General features: G+C 42.6%; 22 protein-coding genes. 7 read left to right on the forward strand and 15 right to left on the reverse strand.

Going from position 1 to position 23,792, the window contains the following annotated elements; translation table 11 throughout:
• The first annotated feature begins 247 nt into the window (after positions 1-247).
• Together V7L07_RS18030 and V7L07_RS18035 are read left to right on the forward strand one after the other, a co-directional pair.
• A complete protein-coding gene (locus V7L07_RS18030; protein WP_335060066.1) occupies positions 248-1,474 on the forward strand; it encodes a succinate--CoA ligase subunit beta in 1,227 nt (408 codons plus the stop codon).
• 177 nt (positions 1,475-1,651) lie between these two features.
• Positions 1,652-2,533: a succinate--CoA ligase subunit alpha gene (locus V7L07_RS18035; RefSeq protein WP_335060068.1), complete on the forward strand. Its 882-nt coding sequence runs from the start codon at positions 1,652-1,654 to the stop codon at positions 2,531-2,533.
• Positions 2,534-3,143: 610 nt separating this feature from the next.
• Here V7L07_RS18035 and V7L07_RS18040 read toward each other — a convergent pair.
• The 6 genes from V7L07_RS18040 to V7L07_RS18065 form a co-directional block, all read right to left on the reverse strand.
• Positions 3,144-4,232, reverse strand: coding sequence for a sensor histidine kinase (locus V7L07_RS18040; RefSeq protein ID WP_335060070.1), 1,089 nt, complete (start codon positions 4,230-4,232; stop codon positions 3,144-3,146).
• A gap of 222 nt (positions 4,233-4,454) precedes the next feature.
• Complete coding sequence (locus V7L07_RS18045) at positions 4,455-5,165, reverse strand: response regulator transcription factor (RefSeq protein ID WP_334780165.1); 711 nt, start codon at positions 5,163-5,165, stop codon at positions 4,455-4,457.
• Between the two features lie 156 nt (positions 5,166-5,321).
• Positions 5,322-6,020 (reverse strand): LabA-like NYN domain-containing protein, encoded by a 699-nt coding sequence (locus V7L07_RS18050; RefSeq protein ID WP_335060072.1) that lies wholly within the window; start codon positions 6,018-6,020, stop codon positions 5,322-5,324.
• A 705-nt stretch (positions 6,021-6,725) separates the two neighbouring features.
• The gene (locus V7L07_RS18055) at positions 6,726-7,805 is read right to left on the reverse strand and encodes a fatty acid desaturase (RefSeq protein ID WP_335060074.1); all 1,080 of its coding nucleotides are present in this window, start codon (positions 7,803-7,805) and stop codon (positions 6,726-6,728) included.
• A gap of 217 nt (positions 7,806-8,022) precedes the next feature.
• Positions 8,023-9,075, reverse strand: a complete 1,053-nt coding sequence (locus V7L07_RS18060; protein ID WP_335060076.1) for a fatty acid desaturase — start codon at positions 9,073-9,075, stop codon at positions 8,023-8,025.
• A gap of 368 nt (positions 9,076-9,443) precedes the next feature.
• Positions 9,444-10,265: an acyl-CoA desaturase gene (locus tag V7L07_RS18065; protein WP_335060078.1), complete on the reverse strand. Its 822-nt coding sequence runs from the start codon at positions 10,263-10,265 to the stop codon at positions 9,444-9,446.
• An 88-nt stretch (positions 10,266-10,353) separates the two neighbouring features.
• Between V7L07_RS18065 and V7L07_RS18070 the strand changes: the two genes are divergently transcribed.
• Both V7L07_RS18070 and V7L07_RS18075 read left to right on the forward strand, forming a co-directional pair.
• A complete protein-coding gene (locus tag V7L07_RS18070) occupies positions 10,354-11,586 on the forward strand; it encodes a methionine gamma-lyase family protein (RefSeq protein WP_335060080.1) in 1,233 nt (410 codons plus the stop codon).
• Positions 11,587-11,854: 268 nt separating this feature from the next.
• The gene (locus V7L07_RS18075; protein WP_335060081.1) at positions 11,855-12,703 is read left to right on the forward strand and encodes an alpha/beta fold hydrolase; all 849 of its coding nucleotides are present in this window, start codon (positions 11,855-11,857) and stop codon (positions 12,701-12,703) included.
• A gap of 346 nt (positions 12,704-13,049) precedes the next feature.
• On the opposite strand, the gene V7L07_RS18080 is transcribed toward V7L07_RS18075, so the two are convergent.
• From V7L07_RS18080 to V7L07_RS18090, 3 genes are all read right to left on the reverse strand, one after another.
• Entirely contained in the window at positions 13,050-13,352 is a 303-nt protein-coding gene (locus tag V7L07_RS18080; protein WP_179067515.1) for a DUF1816 domain-containing protein, read from the reverse strand.
• Between the two features lie 86 nt (positions 13,353-13,438).
• Entirely contained in the window at positions 13,439-14,569 is a 1,131-nt protein-coding gene (rlmB, locus tag V7L07_RS18085) for a 23S rRNA (guanosine(2251)-2'-O)-methyltransferase RlmB (RefSeq protein ID WP_335060082.1), read from the reverse strand.
• Positions 14,570-14,661: 92 nt separating this feature from the next.
• Positions 14,662-15,141 carry a Mini-ribonuclease 3 gene (locus V7L07_RS18090; RefSeq protein WP_292854009.1) on the reverse strand — a complete coding sequence of 160 codons (480 nt, stop codon included), beginning with the start codon at positions 15,139-15,141 and terminating at the stop codon, positions 14,662-14,664.
• Positions 15,142-15,646: 505 nt separating this feature from the next.
• Between V7L07_RS18090 and V7L07_RS18095 the strand changes: the two genes are divergently transcribed.
• On the forward strand, positions 15,647-15,838 hold the full coding sequence (locus V7L07_RS18095) for a hypothetical protein (RefSeq protein ID WP_335060085.1): 192 nt from the start codon (positions 15,647-15,649) through the stop codon (positions 15,836-15,838).
• A 32-nt stretch (positions 15,839-15,870) separates the two neighbouring features.
• Here the strand turns inward: V7L07_RS18095 and V7L07_RS18100 are convergent, their stop codons facing one another.
• Both V7L07_RS18100 and carA read right to left on the reverse strand, forming a co-directional pair.
• Positions 15,871-16,236: an STAS domain-containing protein gene (locus V7L07_RS18100; protein ID WP_084227153.1), complete on the reverse strand. Its 366-nt coding sequence runs from the start codon at positions 16,234-16,236 to the stop codon at positions 15,871-15,873.
• 228 nt (positions 16,237-16,464) lie between these two features.
• Positions 16,465-17,631, reverse strand: a complete 1,167-nt coding sequence (carA, locus tag V7L07_RS18105; RefSeq protein ID WP_335060128.1) for a glutamine-hydrolyzing carbamoyl-phosphate synthase small subunit — start codon at positions 17,629-17,631, stop codon at positions 16,465-16,467.
• 315 nt (positions 17,632-17,946) lie between these two features.
• Between carA and V7L07_RS18110 the strand changes: the two genes are divergently transcribed.
• Complete coding sequence (locus V7L07_RS18110; RefSeq protein ID WP_335060087.1) at positions 17,947-18,993, forward strand: retropepsin-like aspartic protease family protein; 1,047 nt, start codon at positions 17,947-17,949, stop codon at positions 18,991-18,993.
• Here the strand turns inward: V7L07_RS18110 and trpD are convergent.
• The 3 genes from trpD to V7L07_RS18125 form a co-directional block, all read right to left on the reverse strand.
• Positions 18,923-19,990: an anthranilate phosphoribosyltransferase gene (gene trpD / locus V7L07_RS18115; RefSeq protein ID WP_335060089.1), complete on the reverse strand. Its 1,068-nt coding sequence runs from the start codon at positions 19,988-19,990 to the stop codon at positions 18,923-18,925. The genes V7L07_RS18110 and trpD overlap by 71 nt on opposite strands.
• 82 nt (positions 19,991-20,072) lie before the next feature.
• Positions 20,073-20,954 carry a DNA adenine methylase gene (locus V7L07_RS18120; protein ID WP_335060091.1) on the reverse strand — a complete coding sequence of 294 codons (882 nt, stop codon included), beginning with the start codon at positions 20,952-20,954 and terminating at the stop codon, positions 20,073-20,075.
• 423 nt (positions 20,955-21,377) lie between these two features.
• Entirely contained in the window at positions 21,378-21,893 is a 516-nt protein-coding gene (locus tag V7L07_RS18125) for a DUF7638 domain-containing protein (protein WP_335060092.1), read from the reverse strand.
• A gap of 455 nt (positions 21,894-22,348) precedes the next feature.
• Here V7L07_RS18125 and V7L07_RS18130 point away from each other — a divergent pair, with 455 nt between their 5' ends.
• Positions 22,349-22,528: a high light inducible protein gene (locus V7L07_RS18130; protein WP_069071239.1), complete on the forward strand. Its 180-nt coding sequence runs from the start codon at positions 22,349-22,351 to the stop codon at positions 22,526-22,528.
• A gap of 102 nt (positions 22,529-22,630) precedes the next feature.
• Here the strand turns inward: V7L07_RS18130 and V7L07_RS18135 are convergent, their stop codons facing one another.
• Complete coding sequence (locus V7L07_RS18135; RefSeq protein ID WP_335060093.1) at positions 22,631-23,722, reverse strand: hypothetical protein; 1,092 nt, start codon at positions 23,720-23,722, stop codon at positions 22,631-22,633.
• Positions 23,723-23,792 lie beyond the last annotated feature (70 nt).

A 23,792-nucleotide genomic window follows, 5' to 3' on the forward strand; every position in this document is an offset into this window, starting at 1 on the left:
GTCAGAGGGTTTTGACAGAAATGCTAATTATCTTCTATGCTGGGAAGCTTGCTGAGGATATTAATTATGTGTTGTAAACGGGTTGGCTATCGAAATTAATGTGCCTCATTTGGTGAATTCGATAAAATTGATCCGTGAAAAATAAATTTTTATAGCTGCTAAAAGCTTCATTCTGCAATAAAGGTGCTGCAAAATATTAAGACAGCAATCAGCAAAAGCTTGGAAAGTATCAGTACAAGGTGTATCAATGGATTTATTAGAGTATCAAGTTAAAGAATGGTTTGGGAAGATAGGCATTCCGGTATTGCCTTCCCAGCGAATTGACCATCCTACAGATTTAAAACGTTTAAAAATTCGCTTTCCAATTGTACTGAAATCTCAAGTACACGGAGCAGAACGAGCAAAAGCTGGTGGAGTCAGGTTTGCTCAAACGACTATCGATGCGATCGCAGCTGCTCAAAATATCTTTAGTTTACCAATATGGGGCGAATTGCCGGAAGTTGTGCTGGCAGAATCCCAATACGACGCTAACCAGGAATTTTATCTAGCGGTGGTTTTAGATACTGCTGTCTGTCGACCGGTACTTTTAGGTTGCAAAGAAGCGGACATCGATTGGGAATCAGCTGGCGAAAAAATGCACCATGTTGTTGTAGAACAAGAATTCTCGCCATTTTATGCCCGACGACTAGCTTTGAAAATGGGTTTGCAAGGAACGCTGATGCAGTCGGTAAGCAACGTTTTGGAGAAGATGTACCACTTATTTGTGCAAAAAGACCTGGATTTAGTTGAAATCAATCCCTTGGCAGTCAGTGCTACTAATCAAGTTATGGCTCTCAATGGTAAAGTCAGAGTCAACGAACGGGCGATCAAGCGTCATCCCGATCTTGCCGAAATGGCGGCAAAAATTATCAGCCGTCATACCAGTACTGAAATCAACGGTATTTTAGGCGACTGGGATGGTGTAGCAATGCATGGAAAAATCGGTATTTTAGGTAATGGTACTGGTTCGGTGATGGCAACTTTGGATTTAGTCGCTAATGCTGGTGGTAATCCAGGTCTTTGTTTGAATCTACGTCATGCTTTCCTTACAGATACTACACCAACAACCTTCCGCGATCGCCTAGAAATGGGTCTGAAAATGCTGGAGGCTGATAAAAGTATTCAAGTAATATTAATTAACTTTCTAGGTAGCATTCCTCAAACCGAGGAAGTAATTGAAGTGATAGCCAGAGTTGTGCAGCCAGACAATAGCGAACTTCAATCACAAATTATACGTTCTAATGGTAATAAAGTGCGGCGAGAGCCTAATTTTCCATCTTTAGTTGTCCGCCTTGCTGGTTCGGAATTTAGTAGTGCAAGAAAATATTTGACAACACTAAAAACCCACAGCAACGCGCTCCTTGTGGTAGAAAACTTAGATGAGGCAGTGGATGCAGCAGTTCGTCTTGCTAAACCAACGGTTAATAAAAAGTAGTGAGCAATAAGTAAGTGGGCGTCAATATTTGTCGTTGGGATAAGGCAGGAGGCAGGGGACAAGGGGCAGGGATTATTTCTCCTTCATCTCCATCACTCACTACTCAGCACTTTCATGTCCCTTTCTTCAAGCCCAGTGGCTCAATTCACTGGCTTGGTAAATTTAAGGTAATTTTTTATGAACTTAACGCCAGAAAGTAAAGTCTTAATTCAAGGCTTTTGTGAATTTATATCAAGCACCTATGTTGCTCAAATGAAAGCTTATGGCACGAATTTGGTAGCTGGTGTCAATGCTGGATGCGGCGGACAAGAACTGCATGGACTGCCAGTATTTGATTTAGTAGAGGAAGTAATAGAGAAATTTGGGGCAATTGATACGACAATTATTTGTGTAGATCCTTATGACGTACTAGATGCGGCATTAGAAGCGATCGCATCTAAGATTCGCCAGATCATTATTATTACTGCTGGCGTGCCGCCTTTGGATATGGTGCAATTACTCCGCAAAGCCGAAGCCTGTGAAACTTTGGTAATTGGGCCAAATAGTCCGGGGATAATTGTACCGGGAAAAATTCTCTTAGGGACTCAACCCAGCGAATTTTATACCCCTGGGACAGTGGGGATCGTTAGTCGTAGCAGTACCCTCACCTACGAAATCGCCTACGAATTAACAAAAGCAGGTTTAGGGCAGTCGATTAGTGTCAGTATTGGTAGTGATGCGATCGTTGGTTCCTCGTTTCTGCAATGGTTGCAAATTCTTGATGAGGATGAAACCACAGAGGCGATCGTTTTAGTCGGTCAACCTGGTGGTGGTAGTGAAGAAGCAGCAGCCCAATACATTGCTGAGACAATTGATAAACCAGTAATTGCCTACATTGCAGGCCGACTTGCACCACCAGGAAAAACTTGGCGTCAAACCGGGACTTTAGCAACGGTTATCGGACGCGATCCCAATTTTGGCACAGCCCAAAGTAAATTAGCTGCTTTAAAAGAAGCGCAAGTTACAGTAGCCGAACGCCCTTCTCAGATTCCAGAATTATTGCGAAAAGAAATTAACTAATTACTAATTCGTATTTTGTAGTTAAGAATTCAATTACGAATTACGAATTACGAACTATCGTAAATTAAAGGGTTTAAGAATCTGCAATCTACATGTAGCACCCATTTCAGTCGGGGTTTGTCTTGAGAAATCGCTCCACTTGGGCAAAGCCCAAGACCGCGTTTCTCGCTAAATCCACCGTTAGCGCTAGCGTAAAGCCTTCTCTACGAGAGGCTCCGCCAACGGCATGGCAACGCTATGAGCGACGGAGGAGCGTCAATTGCCACAACGCTCTTAACTTATCGCTTGGCACTTCTCTTCTCTACGAGACGCTACGCGAACGTCTGAAATGTCTTTAATTTTGAATTTTGAATTTTGAATTGTTAATTAGTCTTGGGAACGATTTTGAGGAAACAGGTAGGCGATCGCAGCGTAACCCGAAAAACTGAGTAAACTAACCAAAAAAGCGGCCAGAACAAAAGTAGACATAATGTTATACTCTATGCAATTCCCAAATTTTGGTGTCTATCAACAAACAAAAATGTGGGATACTTTCAAATTAACAATTGGGTATGACACAGCCATGACTACCTTGTGTCAATCCCTTAGACTCAAAATTTTTTAGCTCAACTCAAGCCAAAGGCAGAAAAAACCGAAACGTACTGCCAACTCCCAATTCGCTTTCTACCTGAATCTTACCGCCTTGTAGTTCAATTAAACGGTGGGAAATAGTTAAACCAATCCCAGTACCTCCCGAATGGCGATCGCGCGATAGGTCGGCTCGCCAGAAGCGCTCAAACACATGGGGCAGATTTTCTGGAGCGATACCAATACCTGTATCTATCACCGCAATCCAGAGTTGAGATGCTTCAGTCCCAACATCAATAGTAATTGAACCTTCATTAGTGTAATATACTGCATTACCTAGTAAATTCACTAACACCTGTTCTGTCCGATCAATATCTGCCAATACAGGAGGTATTACAGATGGACACTTTAATATCAGAACTGGCCCATCTTCTAACAGTTGGTCGGTAAATTTTTCAATTAATGACTCTAACAACGGACGCAGATTTATCCGTTGGATATTAATTGGCAGATAACCTGCTTCTGCCTTAGACAGTTCTTGTAAATCGTTCACCAAGCGCTCTAAACGCTTAGTTTCTTTAGCTAAACGCCGATAGATTTCAGGAGACGCTTCAATTTCTCCATCAGCCAGTTCTTCCAAGTAACCGCGCACCACTGTTAACGGTGTTCGTAGTTCATGGGTCATATCTCCAATTACTTCTCGCCGCCGCGCTTCTACGCCTTCTAAACTGGCTGCCATTCGGTTGAAACTAGCACTTAGCCCACTGAGTTCTGGAATATCAGATACAGGTAGTCGTGCATCCATCTGACCAGCAGCAAACTTTTGGGTGATCTGTTCCATCTCGGTTAACCGCTGCGTAATCCGTCTGGACACCCAGTAACTCAATCCTCCGGCGGCGGTAGTACCCACTAAGACTGACCAAATAGTGCTTCGTTGCCAAGCAAGTTCAAATCCTGTAACCAATTCAGCACGGACATCGATTAAGTCAAACCCCTGATTTTCTAATCCTTCCAAATGCAGTACAAACAAACGCGGGGAAGAGATTTTGCTGATGCTTACCAGACTAGCTACTCCCACGATCATCACTACTAAGTGGGAGAAAAATAGGCGCGTTCTCAGACCCATCTTCATAACATTTATCGTACTCAGTACTGAGTGCTGTTAGCGGTAGCGGGGCGTTTAGCCCGTGCTGAGTGCTGAGTTTTGAAGTTGAGTAATAAGTACTTCCGCACTATGGTAAAAGCCCCGCCCGAAGTCAAGCGGAATCTTTTAATGCCAGAGGAATGTTGATACCCCGCCCACAAGTGGCTCGGTCTTTCAACTCAGCACTCAGCACTCGTAACTCAGCACTCTTCATGCTACCAGAGGATCTTCAAATTTATAGCCAACGCCAACAACAGTTTTAATAAAAGTAGGATTTGCCGGATCGGGTTCAATCTTTTTTCGCAACCGAGCTACATGAGTATCTACCACTCGTTCATCGCCAAAAAAGTTATCTCCCCAAAGTTTATCAATTAGTTGAGTGCGGTTCCAAACTCGACCAGGATTGCTGACAAAGGTGGTAAGCAAGTTAAATTCTAGGGTAGTTAAGTCCAAAATTTCAACTTCTTGGGAATTCATCTGGCGATTGGCAGTGCGCTGGTCTACATCGACGATAAAGTGTTGGGTACGATTAACTTGATGCTGTCCCCCTTGGCGGAGACTACGACGTAATAGTGCCCGCACCCTAGCTACCAACTCTCTGGGGCTAAAGGGTTTGACCATATAATCATCAGCACCAGTGGATAGACCAATGACGCGATCGATTTCCTCACCCTTAGCAGTGAGCATCAAAATGTAAGGATCTTTTGCACCTGGTTTCTGGCGAATTCGGGCACAAACTTCTAACCCATCCAAACCAGGAATCATTAAATCTAGAATGATTAAATCCGGTGGTTGATCCTGAAACATCCGCAGAGCATTCATACCATCGCGGCTAGTGCGACAAAAAAATCCTTCTTTTTCTAAAGATATTTCGATTAAATGAGCAATTTCTGGTTCATCTTCAACTATTAAAATATCCATTTAAATATAAGGTTGAGCAAAATTGAACTGGGGACTGGGGACTGGGGATTAGGGATTGGGAGGGTATGAATAGGATTTAAACCCCACCCAATCTGATAAACCTTCTACAAGTTTGCAATAGCTGAGTAGAGATTTCGATAGATTTGAAATCGGGTTTTAAAGGTTTGAATTTGACGGCGTGCGATAACTATAGCCAAGATTAGAATCTTTTTGAATGTGTGTTTTAATGCTATCGAGGTCAATGAAGCAGTCAGCAACATCAATCAAACTTTCACTGGTCGTTGTTTGCAGACTGACCACTTCCACCCGAACCCCCATTCTGCTGACAGCGTTCACTGCATAAGCTAAATCTCCATCCCCACTAACTAAAACCGCCGTATCATAGTAAGGGGCTAAAGTGATCATATCTACAGCAATTTCTACGTTCAAATTTGATTTTTTGAAATTCTCTGCTGCTAAAACAAGTTCTTTTGCCACTACACGATAGCCATTACGACGCATCCACAATAAAAATCCCTGTTGCTTTTCATTGCTGAGATCAACTCCAGTATAGAAGAAAGCACGCAACAGTCTTGAACCGTTGGTTAAATGACAAAGTAATTTAACATAGTCAATTTCTATACCCAGTTGTAAAGCTGTATGAAATAGGTTTAAGCCATCAATAAAAATAGCAACTCTACCACGATTCAAGCTATTGAAAATCGAATTATCAGGTGCAGTATCTTGTATCTTTTTGATATCTTTACCTTTGACAGCAGTATCACTCAAATTTTGCCCTTGCCAATGGGGTTTCGCTTTAAGTATTTTAGGTTCCTTAAATTCACTTTTTTGTTTGCTAAAATTAGTTATAATCATTGATACCTCTGATTTTAAAGTTGGAAAAAGTTTTGGGTAAATTGTCTATAGTATAGTCTGTGCTGATTTATGAACCTAGCAGGTAATGGTCTTAAGTCACTACATACAGATAAGCTTAACTGGCGCTCAAGCTTCGTTCAAAGTAGACATCTCAAGAGGTTGTCATTTTTCCCAGGGTTGGTTTAACGAGATATTGCGCCTCTGTCCACAGATATGTTAATCTTTACCCACCAAGACAGCAAGAGTCTGGAGAAAATAAATCCTTTTGTCTGGATAGGGGCAAGAATCCGCAAACGTCATCTATCTATTTTTATTTTACCCCCGTATTTTAATAACCTGACAGTCAGGAAGTTGAGATTTACCGCAGGCTAAGGACGATCAAATACTGATAGAGTTAGAAGCACTAATAATGTAATGTGCGATGCCTGTGGCGGGCTACGCCAACACACCTCAAAACGTAGGTTGTACTAAGTATTTAGGTAATATTTAATTTAACGTGAGTTCGATGAACCTCTCCCTCCCAACCTCCCTCTCCGAAACGGAAAGGGAGGAGCAACGAAAAATTAAGCTTTTTGCTCTCCTCTCCGTGTCGGAGAGGGGCTGGGGGAGAGGCCAAATAAGACTTGTCGAACTCACGTTAATTTAATCAGCACTAACGAAAATACTAGATTCCCGACTTCTTGAAAGAAGTCGGGAATCTGAGTCTTAGCCTTTAGCTAACTTTTTATTAGATGTGTAGTAAACTTTACTACCAGTATCAGGGACAAAATGGCAGTTGATGCATGAATGCCATAATGACTTCCAAATTGGTTCTTCTGATTTGTGGAAATACTCACCCATTACTGGTTTTATTGCCTCAGTTGCCCTCAACAAATTGTAGTGAGGGATGTTAAGGAATATATGGTGAGCGACATGAGTACCGATATCGTGATGGATATGATTAACCAAACCATAATCGCGGTCAATACTAGAAATTGCACCTTTTAAAAAAGTCCAATCTTCTCCACGATACCAGGGAAGTTCTGGCTCAGTGTGGTGCAAGAATGTTACCAAATCTAGCCAGATAATGAATACAAGGTAGGGCACAGCATAATATTTCAGCAACCACATCCAACCCCATTGGTAGGTGAGGAAACCGAGCAAACTTACCATGCCAATCAAAAGTACAGTGCTAGTGATGACATCCCATTTTTCTGATGGCTTGAAAAGCGAACTGCTAGGTAAAAAGTGGGAGCCTTCTTTATTAGGAGAACGCTTAAACAGATACACAGGATAAGCCAATAGGAAAACATAATACCTGCCTATTTTTTGAGCTAAAGGCATCTCCTTATATTGTGATTCTGTCACAGGATACCAGCTTTCATCGTTATCGATATTGCCAGTATTTTTGTGATGAGTTCTATGGCTGATCCGCCAACCATGATAAGGAACAAGTATTGGTGTATGAGAAAGATGTCCAATCAAATCATTGAGCCATTTGTGCTTAGAAAAAGATTGGTGTCCGCAGTCGTGTCCGACTACAAACAAAGCCCAAAACATCGTTCCTTGCATTAGCCAGAAAATCGGGAAGAAAAGCCAAGAATCCAGGTAATAAGCAACTGCATAAAGCAGACCAATAATCAAGATGTCACGAAAGAAGTAAAAAAGTGATTTTGTCACATTTGGCTGAAAACATTCAGCAGGGATTGCAGCTTTTAAATCTTGAAGAGTAAAAGGCAATTTAGTCGTATCCTCAGATGTTTCACCAGCAGGAGGATTTTTGAACGTAATGATATTTGATTGCACTAGATTCTTTTGTTGGATATAAATCGGAACTTTATTTGAGACAAAATCATCTCATATCTAGGATGCCCACAAAACAAGCGATCGCTAACATAAAAGAGGATAATTTCTGGCAGATTATCTAAAATCTTAGTCAGTAAAAAATCGCCAGAGTCTATTTAAACACAGCATGATAAACGCTCTTGTTGGTTCAAGAGCGTGAGTGTAATTACAGCGCTATTTATTGCCCTGTATAATGCTCGTCGAAAGTTTTATAGCCAACATCAGTTGTGTATAGTTGACATTGGTCTGTAATCTGCTTCATTAAAGACCAAGAAAACTGACACTCATCATGCAGATAAGGCTTCCAATTTTCTTTGATGCTGCTGTAAGCTAGCCGCAAATTATAAGAAGGAATCGCAGTGGAAATATGATGAGGGACATGAACATTGATATCATGGCACAGAATTTCTACCCAACGCGGATAATCGCAATGAATAGTTCCAGATAACTGTGCTAGAGCTTCATTCCACTTGTTTGCGGTCGCAAAAGGAACATCTGCGGCAGTATGGTGAACAATAGTAAAAGTACTCATCCAAAAATGGTAAACCATCCAGGGTACTAGCCAAAATTTGACAAAGCCCCAGATACCAGTTGTAGCGACCAGAAGCGGGAAAGCGATCGCAGCAAACACCACTACTACAGCCACAGAAAGCTTGATACTCGATTGGTCTTTAGTTTTGAAGTTCCGCCAATCAAAATGCACCACAGCCCAATGTCCAATGGAACCTACCCACCAGAAGCGTTTACGCATGAACAGTTCAAAAGCAGACTGCCGGGTTTGATCCCAATTTTGAAACACTTCTGGTCTAATTGGATGCCAAGCGTTGTCCTCATCCAGCTTGTTGGTATGAGTATGGTGATAATTATGCTTAATGCGCCAACTGTGAAAGGGGTAAATTAACGGCATCATAAAGAAATGCCCTACCAAATCATTTACCCAACGACGTTTGGCAAAAGACCTGTGACCACAATCATGGCCAATAACAAAAAATCCTGTTAAAGCAGTACCCGTAAAAATCCAAGCTAGGGGTAAAAGAAACCAAGGAGTGATAATCAGACTGTAATAGCCCAACGCAACTGCCAAGACACTCAGCAGTACTTGTGTCCAAGCTTTGCGACGGTTCTGCTGAAAACATTCCCGTGGCAGGGTTTTGACAATATCTTTGAGCCTAAAGTCGGAATTACCAGGCTCGTCACTTAGTTTCTGGCTGTTAATTATTGATGTAGTCATGGACACCTGAAAAACAACAAACTCCTCCACCAAGTCACCAAAAAGTAACTTGCCGCAAAAACTCTTCACATTAGCGCTTCGGATTATAGCAACCTAACAGACACAAGCGCACCCGTAAATAGCTTTTTGAAAAGTTAGGAGTAAAAAGTTATGAGTGAGGAGTGAGGAGTTAGGAGTTTAGATTCTTAACTCACGCCTGATGTGAATTAGAAACGCTCCTTGTCCCATAAGGATTTCTGGGTCTACCAAAAATCATGCTTTAAGAAAAATCGACGGCAAAATAAAAATTCCAACGCCTGATTCCCATTGAACGTAACTCCTAACTCCTAACTCCTAACTCCTAACTCCTAACTCCTAACTCCTAACTCCTAACTAACTTTTGTTGGGGCCAACTTCACATTAGTAGCCAGACCAACTGCTTGTAGCAATTGAACTGTCATCCAGGTTAAATCGATTTCCCACCATTCCAGTCCATGACGAGCTGAGTATTGAAAGGCATGATGGTTATTGTGCCAGCCTTCACCGAAAACTAGTACAGCTACCCACCAGCAATTAGTCGAGCGATCGCCAGAATTATAGCTCTGATAGCCAAATTTATGAGTAGCGCTGTTTACCAACCAAGTACAGTGGTAAACCCAAACGATCCGAACAAAAATTCCCCAAATCACAAAGGGCCAGCCACCCAGAAGCAAAAGCAGTACACCCAGAGCAACCTGGATCAAAATGAAATATTTTTCTAAAAACTGATAAACTGGGTCTTCGGCAATGTCTTTGGTGAAACGAGGAACATCAGCGTGAGCGGGACAATAGTGAATCAGCCAATCCATGTGGCTCCACCAGAAGCCTTTATTAGAATCATGGGGATCAGCGTCAGTATCAGAGTATAAATGATGGATACGATGTGTGCCGACCCACTCAATTGGGCCTCCTTGACATGAAAGTGTGCCGAAGAAAACCAAGAGATATTCCAGCCACTTGGGAGTTTGAAAACTGCGGTGGGTGACAAGGCGGTGAAATCCTAGAGTAACTCCTAAACCACCTGTTACCCAGTACAGCAAGAAACCCACACCAACTGCCGTCCAGCTAAAGTTACCAGGAACAAAGGCAAATAAAGCGCCGATGTGCAGTCCAATGAAAAACAGGGTATTAACCCAGTTAATTTGAGGTTTGGTTGAAGTAGCAATTGTCATGCAGTAACCTGAATTTTAATTTTTCCAGTCGAAGAACAGCGCGATCTGAAAATCCGCATATCTATAATTTTTTTGAACCGAGGAACTGATGAACAGCTTAGAACAGCTGCGGCAAGCAGAACATGCACTGTTAGAAATTTTTTCTGGAATTGACGCTCAGGTCAAGCATAATCTAAAACGAGTGCTGGATGCTTTTCGTAATCACCGTGTCGGCGCACACCATTTTGCTGGTGTAAGCGGCTATGGCCATGATGATTTAGGACGAGAAACTTTGGATAAAGTTTTTGCCGAAGTTATGGGTGCTGAAGCTGCGGCGGTGCGAGTGCAGTTTGTTTCGGGAACTCATGCGATCGCTTGTGCTTTGTTTGGTGTCCTTCGTCCTGGGGATGAAATGTTGGCAGTGGTCGGTTCTCCCTACGATACGCTTGAAGAAGTCATTGGTTTACGGGGTCAAGGTCAAGGTTCCCTTATCGAGTTTGGCATAAATTACCGCCAATTGGAGCTAACCCCCGCAGGAACTATAGATTGGCAAGCAATAAGAACTAGTGTGGCTGAAAACACTCGTTTAGTCTTAATTCAGCGTTCTTGTGGCTATTCTTGGCGTCCTAGTTTATCAATTGCCGATATTGAGAAAATCGTCCACTTAGTCAAAGAGCAAAACCCGAACACCGTTTGCTTTGTAGATAACTGCTACGGCGAATTTATTGAAACTAAGGAACCCACAGCCGTAGGTGCTGATTTAATGGCGGGGTCATTGATTAAAAATCCTGGTGGCACTATTGTCAGCGCTGGTGGCTATGTCGCTGGTCGCGCTGACTTAGTGGAAGCATCCGCTTGTCGCCTCACTGCTCCCGGTATCGGTAGTTATGGCGGTGCTACTTTTGACCAAAATCGCCTGCTGTTCCAAGGCTTATTTCTCGCGCCGCAGATGGTAGGAGAGGCTATGAAAGGGACTTATCTAACTGGTTATGTATTTGATAAACTCGGCTATCCAGTGAATCCCGCACCTCTAGCTCCCCGTGGGGATGTAATTCAGGCAATTAAACTCGGTTCTGCCGAAAAGCTAATTGCTTTCTGTAAAGCGATACAGCAGCATTCTCCGATTGGTTCCTACTTAGACCCCGTTCCAGATGATATGCCGGGGTATGAGAGCCAGGTGGTAATGGCTGGGGGGACGTTTATTGAAGGGAGTACTTTGGAATTATCAGCAGATGGGCCTTTGCGTGAACCCTATGTGGTTTATTGCCAGGGTGGGACTCATTGGACTCATGTAGCGATCGCCCTGGAGGCTGCGATTGATGCAGTTGGCAATTGTCATTGAACGGAAAAAAGTTGTGACTGAGATTAGAGGCTTGAGAACTGAAAGTCAAACAATTTTGGATTTTAGATTTGCAATTTTGGATTGACCCTCACCACAAGGGTACAGGGCTTGGTGATTTGAGATTGACAATTTTGGATTTGTTCCGCTTGACTTCGGGCGGGGCATGAACCGAAATCATCTAAAATCTAAAATCTAAAATCTAAAATCTAAAATAGGTACGTCAATGTATTTTAAAACATTTATTCGATAGACAGGAGAACAGCAAGTAATGAGCGATCGCCATACCACGACTGCTGCAAGTCTCAATGTCTACATCCAAGGTCAAGGATTCCCAATTTTAGGCTTACATGGTCATCCTGGTACTGGTCGTAGTCTTTCTGTCTTTACCAATCATTTATCAAAACGCTACAAAACTTTTGCTCCTGATTTACGTGGATACGGCAAAAGTCGCTACAACCGCAATTTTGAGATGAATGACCATTTGACTGATCTAGAAGCGCTGCTAGACCGCTTAGAGATTAAAAAATGCCTAGTATTGGGATGGTCACTTGGGGGCATTTTGGCAATGGAGTTGGCATTGCGTTTGCCAGAGCGCATTACTGGGCTAATTTTGGTGGCGACAGCCGCAAAACCCCGTGGTAGTCATCCGAGCATTACTTGGCAGGATAATTTATATACTGGCGTTGCTGCCTTGTTGAACTATATAAAACCGAGTTGGCAATGGAATATTGAAACTTTTGGTAAGCGATCGCTTTTTCGCTATCTAATCCAACAACATACATCTACCAGTTACAACTACATCGCTAAAGAAGCAGTGCCAGCTTATCTGCAAACCTCTCCTGCTGCCACTCGCGCCCTCTATAGTGCAATTCAATCGGGATACAACCGACTTCCAGATTTGCCACTAATTCAATGTCCGACTTTAGTACTTGCTGGCGATCAAGACCGCCACATTACATCTGATTCCAGCTTAGAAACTGCCAGACACCTCCAAAATTCTCAGTGGCATTGCTATGCCAATACCGCACATCTTTTTCCGTGGGAAGTACCCCAACTAGTGCTAAATGACATTGACCGTTGGCTGGAAGAACATCCGCAGGTAATTCGTAATTCGTAATTCGTAATTAAGATCCAGAGAAAGCGACCATGAAGGATCGTGCTGTTACAACTGGGGTTTAAATTCCCATCCATAACGTAATAGACATTGTAGAGACGCGCTAGGTAGCGGGACGAAACCCAGTCTAATTTCGTGTCTCTACATTCTTTGTTAGCAGATGTCTAATTACGAATTGTTAATAGTCCAAATAGTTAAAAAATTTTGACTATTGACGAAGAATAAATGGAAAGGGAGGATGTGTTGATGCGGTGAGCAAAAAAGACTCGATAACCCGTCAAAGAATTATCTGTGTCTCCATATCTTTGCGTCCCCACGTTCCCGCATCCCATTTATTTTCTGGCCTAACTTAAATTTGACCGCCAAAGGCAGGCTGTACTTTGCGGTCAAATCTTTCCCCCAAGTCGTCAGCAATCGTTAAGGTATTAGGTTTGCAACGCTTGACACTCACAACAATTCCCGTAGCTCCTTCAAGCTCCAAATCTTCTATGTATCCTTTGCTGGCTAATGTTGCATCGGAAGAACTCAGAAATGGGCCGAAGTAGTACGTGCAGCGAGGATTCTGCGTTACAATCTCTACCCACCAAGCCAAGCCGAGGTTCTCAAACGTGTTAATTAACACTTCCTTGAGGTTATGCCAAATGGTTTTCATGGTTTTCGCCGATTTATAAACGTGCTACAGGGTGTGAAACGATATGCTACTTTATTATCTTTTACATTTCTTTATACTCTGTTACGTTATTTTTTAAAAGAGATTTTGTGTAATTTATCTAAGTGCAGCGTATTTAGTGATCGCTGGCGATAAATCTCATAAAGCGCCATACCCGCTGCTACCGAAGCATTCAGGCTGGGAGTCTTACCCTGTAGAGGAATTGAAACTAAAAAATCACAGGAGCGTTGAGTCAACATACCCAGACCTTCGCCTTCTGAGCCGATTACTAAAACGATTGGGCCAGTGAAATTAACTGTGTGCAGAGGTTCGCTGCCACTTGCAGCAGTGCCGTAAATCCAAAAGCCAGCTTCTTTTAATTCTTCTAAAGAGCGGCTGAGATTGACAACTCTAGCGACAGCAAAATTTTCTAAAGCGCCTGTTGCTACTTTCATCACAGTAGAAGTAATCCCAGATGCTCTTCTTTGGGGAATCACTAACCCTTGAGCGCCGATTGCTTCGGCGGTGCGAATAATTGCTCCCAAGTTGTGGGGATCGGTAATTCCATCAGCTACGACAATTACGGCATCGGTTACAGATTTGCACTGTTCAATTAGATCGGGTAATTCGGTGTAGGCGTAGGGAGCGATTTGTGCTGCCACACCTTGGTGATTAGCGCCGTTGGTGAGATAGTCTAAGCGCTTGGGTTCAACCTCATCAATAACTGTGCCATTTTCCTTTGCTTGCAAGAGAAAATGGTGAAAGCTGGGATCGTAGCGCAGACGGGTAGTAATCCAGAGACGATTGAGATTGCGCTGATTTTGCAATGCACTCAATACGGGGTGACGACCGTAGATGAGATCGCTATCTTCTTCTATCGGTTGTGTAGATGCAGATGGCTGGGAGAAGTTATTATTTCGTTGTCGAGAGTTCCCATAACTGGGGTTGCCATCTACTTTCCTGGGATTGCGATTCGGATTAACAACAGAGATAGTGTTGCCATCTACTTTTCTGGGATTACGAGTTGGATTCGCCACAGAAATGGGGTTGCTATCGATTTTCCTGGGATTGCGAGTTGGATTCGCCACAGAGATGGGGTTGCTATCGATTTTTCTGGGATTGCGAGTCGGATTCGTGATAACACGTTTACCTTTAATTTTTACGGGTTGTCCACGATCGGGTTCGTTAGAAGTCCTGATTTTTTTTGGTTTATTCTGCATTTTAGTTATGGATATAGCGTATGGTCGATCGCTCCGATTGCCTCAATTTCTTGAACCTAATCTAGTGTTACGGCAATTGTGAAATTGAGTTTTCACTCTTTTTCTATATGAAGTATTTGCAATAGTTCGGTTAGACGCTGATAATCGGTGAGATATAAGTAGCCAATTAAGGTTTCTAGACTAGTAGCCTGTTGATAAATTTCGGGATTAAGTCGCTTAGGGCGTCCTGTTGCGGCGTTTCTACCCCGTCGGACAATTTCTAATTCGGTATCCCTGAGATGAGGAATCAGCGATCGCAAATGTAGCGCTTGTGTTTCCGCTCTTACCTGCTCCACTACCAGACTATGGTAAATCCCTGACCGCTGCAATGGCAGCAGATAGAAGATTCTAACATACAATTCATAAATTGCATCCCCTAAATACGCTAAAGCAGTAGGAGAAATTTGTTGCACCTGTGAAAGGGAAATCTGTTGGAATGGCGCTGTGGTTGCCAAGAGTGCTTGATCCCAAGATAAACTCTGTTTGGGAGTTTTATCTTGTCCATCTAATAGCTCTTCCTCCTGTGACTTCACAAATAAATCATTCCTTGACTGGCTCTATTTGGCAGGCATTCTTCGCAAAGATTGATTTTTCTGAAGTATGCCATGATAGTATACTTAGCATAATCAATACTATCAAATTTACTTCCTAATTTCATCTTTTTGATTGAGAGTTGGCATTTTAAATCACCCTGATGTCAACATCTGTAAACCAAATTCCGCCTACTTCTTGTAGTCTGTGCCGAAGATAGGGTAAAATTTGAACATCAAATTTAGGCTTTGGCTTGATCGCATTGTCGTCCTTACTTAGTAAGTGACAATTTTTAACTATACAGGATCAAGTCTACTTATCGACAAACATGCTGGCTTGATATTTCTTACAAATTTCTCAGCTTTGATTATTTATCAGATATTATAGCCAGCGATTACATACCCAAGAACTGGGTTTTTATATCTTTAATATTGCTTAACTTTAAATATAAACCTCATCTATGTTGAAACCTAGAGTTTTTTAAAAGATTTATGTAGGTTGGGTGGAGTGAAACGCAACCCAACATTACCACCAAATTTTATGTTGGGTTACGCTATCGCTGCACCCAACCTACAAAACTACAGTTCTCAAGGTAGACGAGGTTTAGTAGCTCAACTGGCTTTTTGCCTCTCCCACAAGGAGAGAGGTTTTTTGCCAGAAGTTTTAAAAATTAAGCTATCTGATGTTGAATCTAGATAGCTAAATTGAACTCTCAGGTCTAGCAATCAAGACTACTTGACGTTTTCTAGAGCGTCTTCAACTGATTTTTGCAGGGAGAGAAACTTCTCTAGGCGAACAAGCTTGACTGTTTGAGTTACACGGGCATTCGTGACAATTTGCAAAGTGCCATCAGCAGTTTGAGCCTGCTTGGCTAGCTGCACCAGAGCGCCCAAGCCAGAGCTATCTACAAAGTCAATTTGTGAGAGATCCAAAATAATATGCTTAGGGCCCTCGTCAATCTTGCTGCCAAGTGTCTTGCGAAATGTCGGCTCAGAAAAAGCATCTAACAAACCTGTGAGGCGGAATAGCTGACAGTTATCCCGGACTTCACGAGTGCCCCTCAGGCTAACGGTTAGATTTAGTGGCTCAGCAATAATTCCCTCCTCATGAGTTAAAGTGAACGCTCAAGTATAGATGGTTTTTGAGCAAGTTGTCTACAATCTGTTGGAATAGGGGATTGGGTACTGGGTACTGGGTACTGGGTACTGGGGATTGGAAAATAGTATTCTTAATTTTATTCCCCAGTCCCTAGTCCCTATTCCCTATTCCCCAGTCCCTATTCCCCAGTCCCTAGTCCCTAGTCCCCAGCCCCCATTCCCCTATTTTTACCTAACCTCTGCCACGGTTTGACGTGCTGTTCGCATGGATTGAACAAATTGCTCAAACAAGTAATCAGCATCGTGTGGGCCAGGACTGGCTTCTGGGTGATACTGTACGGAAAATACAGGTAGAGATTTGTGACGTACCCCGGCAATGGTGCGATCGTTTAAGTTTAGGTGGCTGATTTCCACAACTGCCGTAGGTAAAGAATCTGGATCAATTGCAAAACTATGGTTTTGGCTAGTAATTTCTACCCGTTGTTGTAAACCGGCAGGCTGATTCAAACCACGATGACCAAATTTGAGTTTATAGGTTTCTGCCCCTAGTGCATGACCTAAAATTTGGTGCCCCATACAAATACCAAAAATTGGTTTTTGACTTAACAGGAGCGCTTTGGCAGTTGCAATTCCTTCAGTGACGGCAGCCGGATCGCCAGGGCCGTTAGAAAGAAACACACCATCTGGATTGTATTTGAGGATTTCCTCTGGTGGTGTATCAGCAGGTACAACAATCACCTTACAACCGTAACTTACTAGGCGACGTAAGATATTGCGTTTTATGCCAAAGTCAAGGGCAACAACGGTAAAGGCTTCCCCAAGATTTTCGGCAGCTTCAGAGTTGAATTCCCAAGCTGGAATTGTCGGATCTGCCCATTCATAAGCCGTTGGGGTGGTGACTTCACGAACCAGATTCAATCCTGCCATGTTGGGAGCCGTTAGTACCTGCTCTAGCAATTCTGCCTCATCAAGAATGGTTGTAGAAATGCCACCATTAATCGCTCCAAACATCCGAATTTTGCGGGTGAGGGCGCGGGTATCGATGCCGTAGATCCCCGGTACTCGGTTATGCTTGAGGTAGTCAGGTAAAGATTGTGTCGATCGCCAGTTACTTGGACGCTGACAAATATTTCGGGCGATCGCACCCCGCACTTGAGGCCCATCTGATTCTTCATCTTCAGGATTGACGCCAGTATTCCCCAATTCAGGATAGGTAAAAATAACTATCTGACCCCGGTAACTAGGGTCAGTCAGAACTTCTTGATAGCCGGTCATGCCAGTGTTGAATACCACTTCTCCGATCGCGGTTCCCGTCGCACCGAAAGACCAACCGCGATAAGTGGTTCCATCTGCTAGGACAAGTAAAGCTGGGATTGCTGCGTCAGTCAGGGGCATAGTAGATTGGGGAATGGGGATTGGGGATTGGGGATTGGGTACTGGGGATTGGGTACTGGTGGGTACTGGGAATTGCATAGAGGGGTACAGGGTGGGAAAAACTCTACTCCCTTGCTCCCTACTCCCTTGCTTCTTCCCCAGTCTCTAATTCCTAGTACCCAATACCCAGTCCCCAGTCCCTATTCCCCAATACTGCGATTGTTAATTATCCCATAAGTTGAGTAATTGGGAGTTTTTAAGATAGTTAATTAAAATTAAAAGGGAATTAAAGTAGCGGGAGTGGATTTGGCAAAGCTTGGGCAGTTAAAATTAATTATGCTTCAGTCTTTTTTATCCCGTGCAACCCTAATTTTTGTATCAAGCGTTCTAGCGATTTTATGTGTTGCCTGTAGTGAAGACAAACAAAACACCGCGACTGGTGGCAATGACCAACCCACACCTGTTGGGGATCTGGCATCAGTAAAGCCGACTGTCAAACCAGTAACACCCGCAGCTACCCCAGAAGTGCAGCCGCTAGATCCGTCTGAATCTGAAAGTGAACCAAGTCTTTTTGAAATGGGGCGAGACAAAGCTGTTGGCGCTTGGAGTATTAGCCAATCGGCTCAATCTCCAGATGACTGGAAGTTGGTGGCAAGTCAATACCAGGATGCGATCGCGCTGATGCGAAGAGTGCGGCCACAAAGCCCAGAATTTGCGATCGCTCAAACCAAAATCACGGAATATCGCCGCCAAGTTAAATACGCTCAGCAGCAAGCTAATCCTCGCCCTGTTGCAGTTAGAGAACCTCAGAAAGTTGTTGTTGTTGTTCCTCAGAGAGAAACCATACCAAAGTTTACTTTACCTCCTATACAAACAAAACCGTTATCACCAGAGCCAGGTTTGCCGTCATCAGCAGTGCTAATTCCCGATGAAGCAGTATTTACAGCGCCGATAAAAAGGCGAATTGGTGGTACGCCAATTGTGGAAGTCACGTTTAATGGCCAGCAACAATTTGAGATGATTGTGGATACGGGAGCGAGTGGCACTGTTATTACCCAACAGATGGCCAATGCTTTGGGAATCGTCACAGTGGGGAAAGCTAAGGCAAATACCGCAAGTTCCAGAGCGGTAGAATTTCCTGTGGGCTATGTTAATTCGATGGCAGTTGGCGGGGTAATAGTGAATAAAATACCAGTAGCGATCGCAGGTGCGGAACTAGAAACTGGACTTTTAGGACATGACTTTTTTGGTAATTATGATGTCACCATTAAGCGTAATGTCGTAGAATTTCGCCCGCAATTGCGATCGCAAATCAATTCCCCAGAAACTCAACTAACTGCTCCAATTTCGTCCAAGCTGCCCCACTCTGTAGGATATCCTTAGCGATTTTAATACCTTCGGCGTGATCGAGGAGTGCGATCGTACCTGCGACTTGTAGCGCCAAGGAAGCATTCAAAGCTACTGCATCTTGTTGCGCCTGAGTTCCCTTACCTTGGAGTACCGCCTTGAGAATCTCCGCATTCTCTTGGACATCCCCACCCCGAAGCATACCGATGGGAGCAGGCGTTAAATCAAAATTTAGGGGATTAATGGTAGTTAACTGTACTTCTCCGTCTGATAACACTGCCAAGTCAGTTTCATCTCCTAACCCAGCCTCATCGAGTTTTTCTCGCCCGTGCAGCACAATCGCCTTTTCCTTGCCCAAATTTTGTAAAGCTTCGGCAACTGTTGCCAAAAGTTTGGGAGTAAATAAGCCCACCACTTGCCCAGTAGGACGCAAGGGGTTTACTAAAGGCCCAAGCAAATTAAACACCGTTCGCACCCTGAGAGTCCGCCGCAATTGGGCAACTGCCTTGAGTGCTGGATGCCAACCAGCAGCAAACAAGAAAGTGATCCCCACTTCTTGTAGTGCGGCTTGTACTTTTTCACTAGAGGCACTCAAGTTTACACCCAAGGCTTCTAATACATCTGCACTTCCTGTGAGACTTGAAGCTGAACGATTGCCGTGTTTAGCGACGGGTATACCGTAGGCTGCGGCAACAAAAGCAACAGCTGTAGAAATATTGAAAGTTGATGAACCATCTCCACCAGTACCACAGGTATCTATTACAGTGGTGAGTGGTGAGTGGTGAGTGCTGAGTGGGGAACATTGAGACTGTAATACTTCAGCCATACCGGTCAACTCGTCGGCAGAAATGCCTCTAAAGTTCAGCGCTGTTAAAATTGCTCCCGATAACTCTGGGGGAACCGCTTCACTGAGCCAACCCTTCATCAATTCAGCAGATTGAGTACGAGACAATGATTGTCCATCTATTAATTGTTGTAGCAGGATATACCAGCTAGCAGAGGATTCTTGAGCAGGTATTGGGGAAGTTGTCATAGCTAAGGTTTATATGTTGTAGCTAATATTAAGAGCTATGGGATTTATCCTACCGGAAAATTGGAAGCTATCAAAGTTAGATTTAAATCTCAAGGCTTAATTGCAAAGCGGGATTAGCAAGGTTTTGATTTAGTGATTTATTTTCCAAATAAAGTTTAACTTCGTAATTAGTAATGAATAACTCTTTTCCTTTAGCTGCACCACTCTGCTTATAATTATTCATCCCATACTGTAATTCCCATTCTGAAATATTCGCCCATTGAAAATTTTCTCTAATTTGTGTTGAGTTGTCGTAGGTAATTAACCAGCGATGATGACATTGTTGTAAAAGTTCAGCAAATCTCTGATGTTCAAAGGAAGTGTGCAAATTACCATCTTTACCATATAGTTTTGATTTTGTAGCACTAAAATATGGTGGATCTAAAAATAAAAATACATCTTCCCCGTCTGATTTTAATACGTGGCTGTAATCCAAATTAGTAATTTGGACGTTTTTTGATAAGATATTCTCTAACTTTTCAAGTCGTTCTATTGAAGAATCAGTAAATCTTTTATGGAAAGCTTCTTGGGAAAAGCCACCTGATTCTACAGTTCCAGAAAAAGTAATTCTGTTAAGGACAAAAAAGCGAATAGCTCTTTCTATATCAGATAAATTATTGACATCTACACTAGTCAATTCTGTAAAGAGTAATTTGCCATCTGTATATTTGACTCTAATATGCCGAATTTCTTTAACCAACTGAGCTAGATCAGATTGGGCAATTTTCCAGAATAAGAAGAGTTCGCGGTTTAAATCGTTAATCCAAATTTTGAGATCAGGGACTTTTTGTCTTAAATAAATGAATACAGAACCACCACCCACAAAAGGTTCTCGAAATTCAGAAAAGCTTTCTGGGAAATATTCAACTATTTGATTTATTGCTTTTGACTTACCACCAGGATATCGGAGAGGACTTTTGAACATAAAAGTAATGTAATATTTAATTATTCAAATATTGTACAGTGACTTTTTATTTGGCGCTGTACCAAACTAATATCATCGAGGGTATGAAGCTTGAACTCTCTAGTTTTAAGCTGAGAAGCAGCACAGAAAAATTTTCGGCTATATCAACACAAATTATTGCAAGCCTAAAGCGGGTAAGGCTTAGTTTGATGACATCAATTTGTCTCAACGCCATTTAATTTGTCACTGTACAACTGGACAAGTTTGGGATTAATTTGTAAGGCTTGTCCGATTATCCCTGTCCCGCCGTTCAAACGAAATATTGTGCCGATACAGCACTTCCGGCAGCTATGAGGTACATCCTCAAGTCTGAAAGCTTTGATAGGAGAGGGCAAGAAGAAAAACTGTATTGCATAATAGCCGGAAGCGCTGTATTGGTTCCTTCTAGTCGCTCCATCTATTCAGAATTGAGCGATATTCCGAATCTTTGTCGTCCATATCACCTAAATACATACGACAGTGGTTAGGAACAGCATCATAGGCTTGGCGCAAATACTCTTTATTTGCCTCGTTTGGCTCATGCTTGTATTGTGTTAATGCCTGTCGGCAAATCTCTCCTGTTGTTAGCTGCCCATTAAGTCGTCGGATCTCATCTTCAATTTCTTTAACAAACTCTTGCTCCTCAACTCTTGATTTCACTTGATGGGCAGTGAAATTCAGACCAGACACCATCATTGAGACTCTTGCTCCTTCAGGCAGATGAGTTCTAACCCAACCTTTGCTCACCTTTTCTTTGAAACCATCAAAGTCAACCATCCCCCAGCAATCAATTCTGCCGTCTTTGTAGACCTTAATTTCGGTGACAAAATAGTGGTCTCCATTATTGATAAAGGCTTGCAGAAATACGCCAGGAATAGTTACGCCATCAACTATGCGATAGGTCGTGTTGAAGAAGGACATAATAACAGAAACCTACATATAGGAAGAGTTCTCAGATTATCTTGCCGAAGATTACACGTGTCTTGGCCAATACCAACTATAAGTTCTAACAGATGATCTCTTGTCAATTTGATAGCCTAATTGCCCCAAACCTTTATTTCCCGTGAAGAGTACACTAGAACTCCACATCTTTTAATAATGCTTATCAATCACGCTGTCTGTAATCCTCATTCTTCAGTTAATTCATAATTTTTTCCAATTTACTGCTCTTTTAGTGTCTACTTGCCATGATGTACAGCGACAAATAAAAAATCACTGTACATAAGCGATCGCAATCCTACTACTACAATATTACGTACCCGTAGTATATATGGCTAAATTTTATATCGAGCTTATGTTGCAATTTCGTAAAAATCTGTTACATTACTTTACAGGCAGTTATAACTGTTACAACATACAAGCTCGGAGTATTATTTATGGCAGACGTTAAGAAGACTACGCCTTCGGTTTCAGAAGATCCTAATGCTTTGCGCTGGGGCTTCACTCCTCAGAGCGAAAACTGGAACGGTCGTTTTGCAATGATTGGTTTTTTATCTGCTGTTGCACTTGAAGTGTTTTCTGGTCAAGGGATTTTACACTTCTGGGGCATTCTCTAAATTTAAACGTTTTTACCTTCATTAGATTATGAGGCAAGGCGGAGATTAGTAAAATTGTCTGTCTTGCCTCATAATCTCAAGAATTAGAAAACTCGCCAGCAGCTAGCGTGATGAGCGAAATATTACACGCCCTGGATATTCTTCTTGATTAATTCGCGCATATACTCGAAGACAAGTTAAGACTTCGCCAGGAATACCACCACAGTCTAGTTGTAAGTCATCCTTGGATAAAACACAGATATCTGCATAAAGTCCTGATAATTGGCGAATTCTCACTTCATTACCTGCATTAATAGCTTCATCGGCGACTTTCTTCAGGATACGCCGTGATTCATGTTGTAGCTTTCCCCACCAAGAATAGCGTTCAGCCGGTGGTACGAATACTAGAGAATGTATAGCTTCGTCCATATCAATCCAAGCACGCAGAATTGATAGAGGATCAGTATTTTTCTCTGCTTTTTGAGTGCGTTGGAAGCGATCGCTTAAAGCCTCAATGTATTGACCGCGCTGTTCTGGTTTGGAGTGTAAGGAAATGACATCGAAGCTAAAAACGCTTTTTAAAGCATGATGTAAATCTGGGTCTATTTCGATAAAATTCATATATAAAAATAGGAATGCCGCTGGTAAATCGGATGCATTTCCTTGAGGAACTTTAGAATTTGAAAGTGCTTGTTGATACAAGCTCAATCCCTGTGTTTGAACAGTACCACTAAGTCCGGGGTAGATAATTTCATCGCGGATAAAGGGAAGTTGATAAAGGTTAGAATTATCTGCGATCGCACCAACTTGTTCAGCCAGATCCAAGGTGCGCTGTTGCCAAGATGCAGCTAAATCCTCTGGAAGTCGTAGCAGTTTGCGTTGAATCTCATTCCATAAATCTGAGTCTGTTTGGCTTTGCAGTTGGGAATTACCCAGATAATAACTAAGTTCTGTGTCAGAATTAAAAGCTTCTCGGAGGTGACTTAGTTTTAACTCATTTGGCGGATCTTCCCAACCAGTATTTTGCTGTGGCGGCGCAGGTTGCAACAGGTTATGAAGTTCTTGCAGCAAATCATCGCATATTTTAGATCCTGGATCTAGTGGTAATTCTGCGCGAGCCTGATTCAGAGTAGCCTCTAGTCCATACAAACTAAACCGCAGTAATTGGGCTAACTCTGAGTTTTCTATCTCTAATAATTGACGCAAGTGCTGCATAAATATCACCTCCAAATATACTTGGCAAATCTCTGCGACCCTACCCTGCGGGAAGGCGAAAGCGCCTATG

It is taken from the genome of Nostoc sp. (assembly GCF_036916985.1).
Classification (GTDB): Bacteria; Cyanobacteriota; Cyanobacteriia; order Cyanobacteriales; family Nostocaceae; genus Nostoc.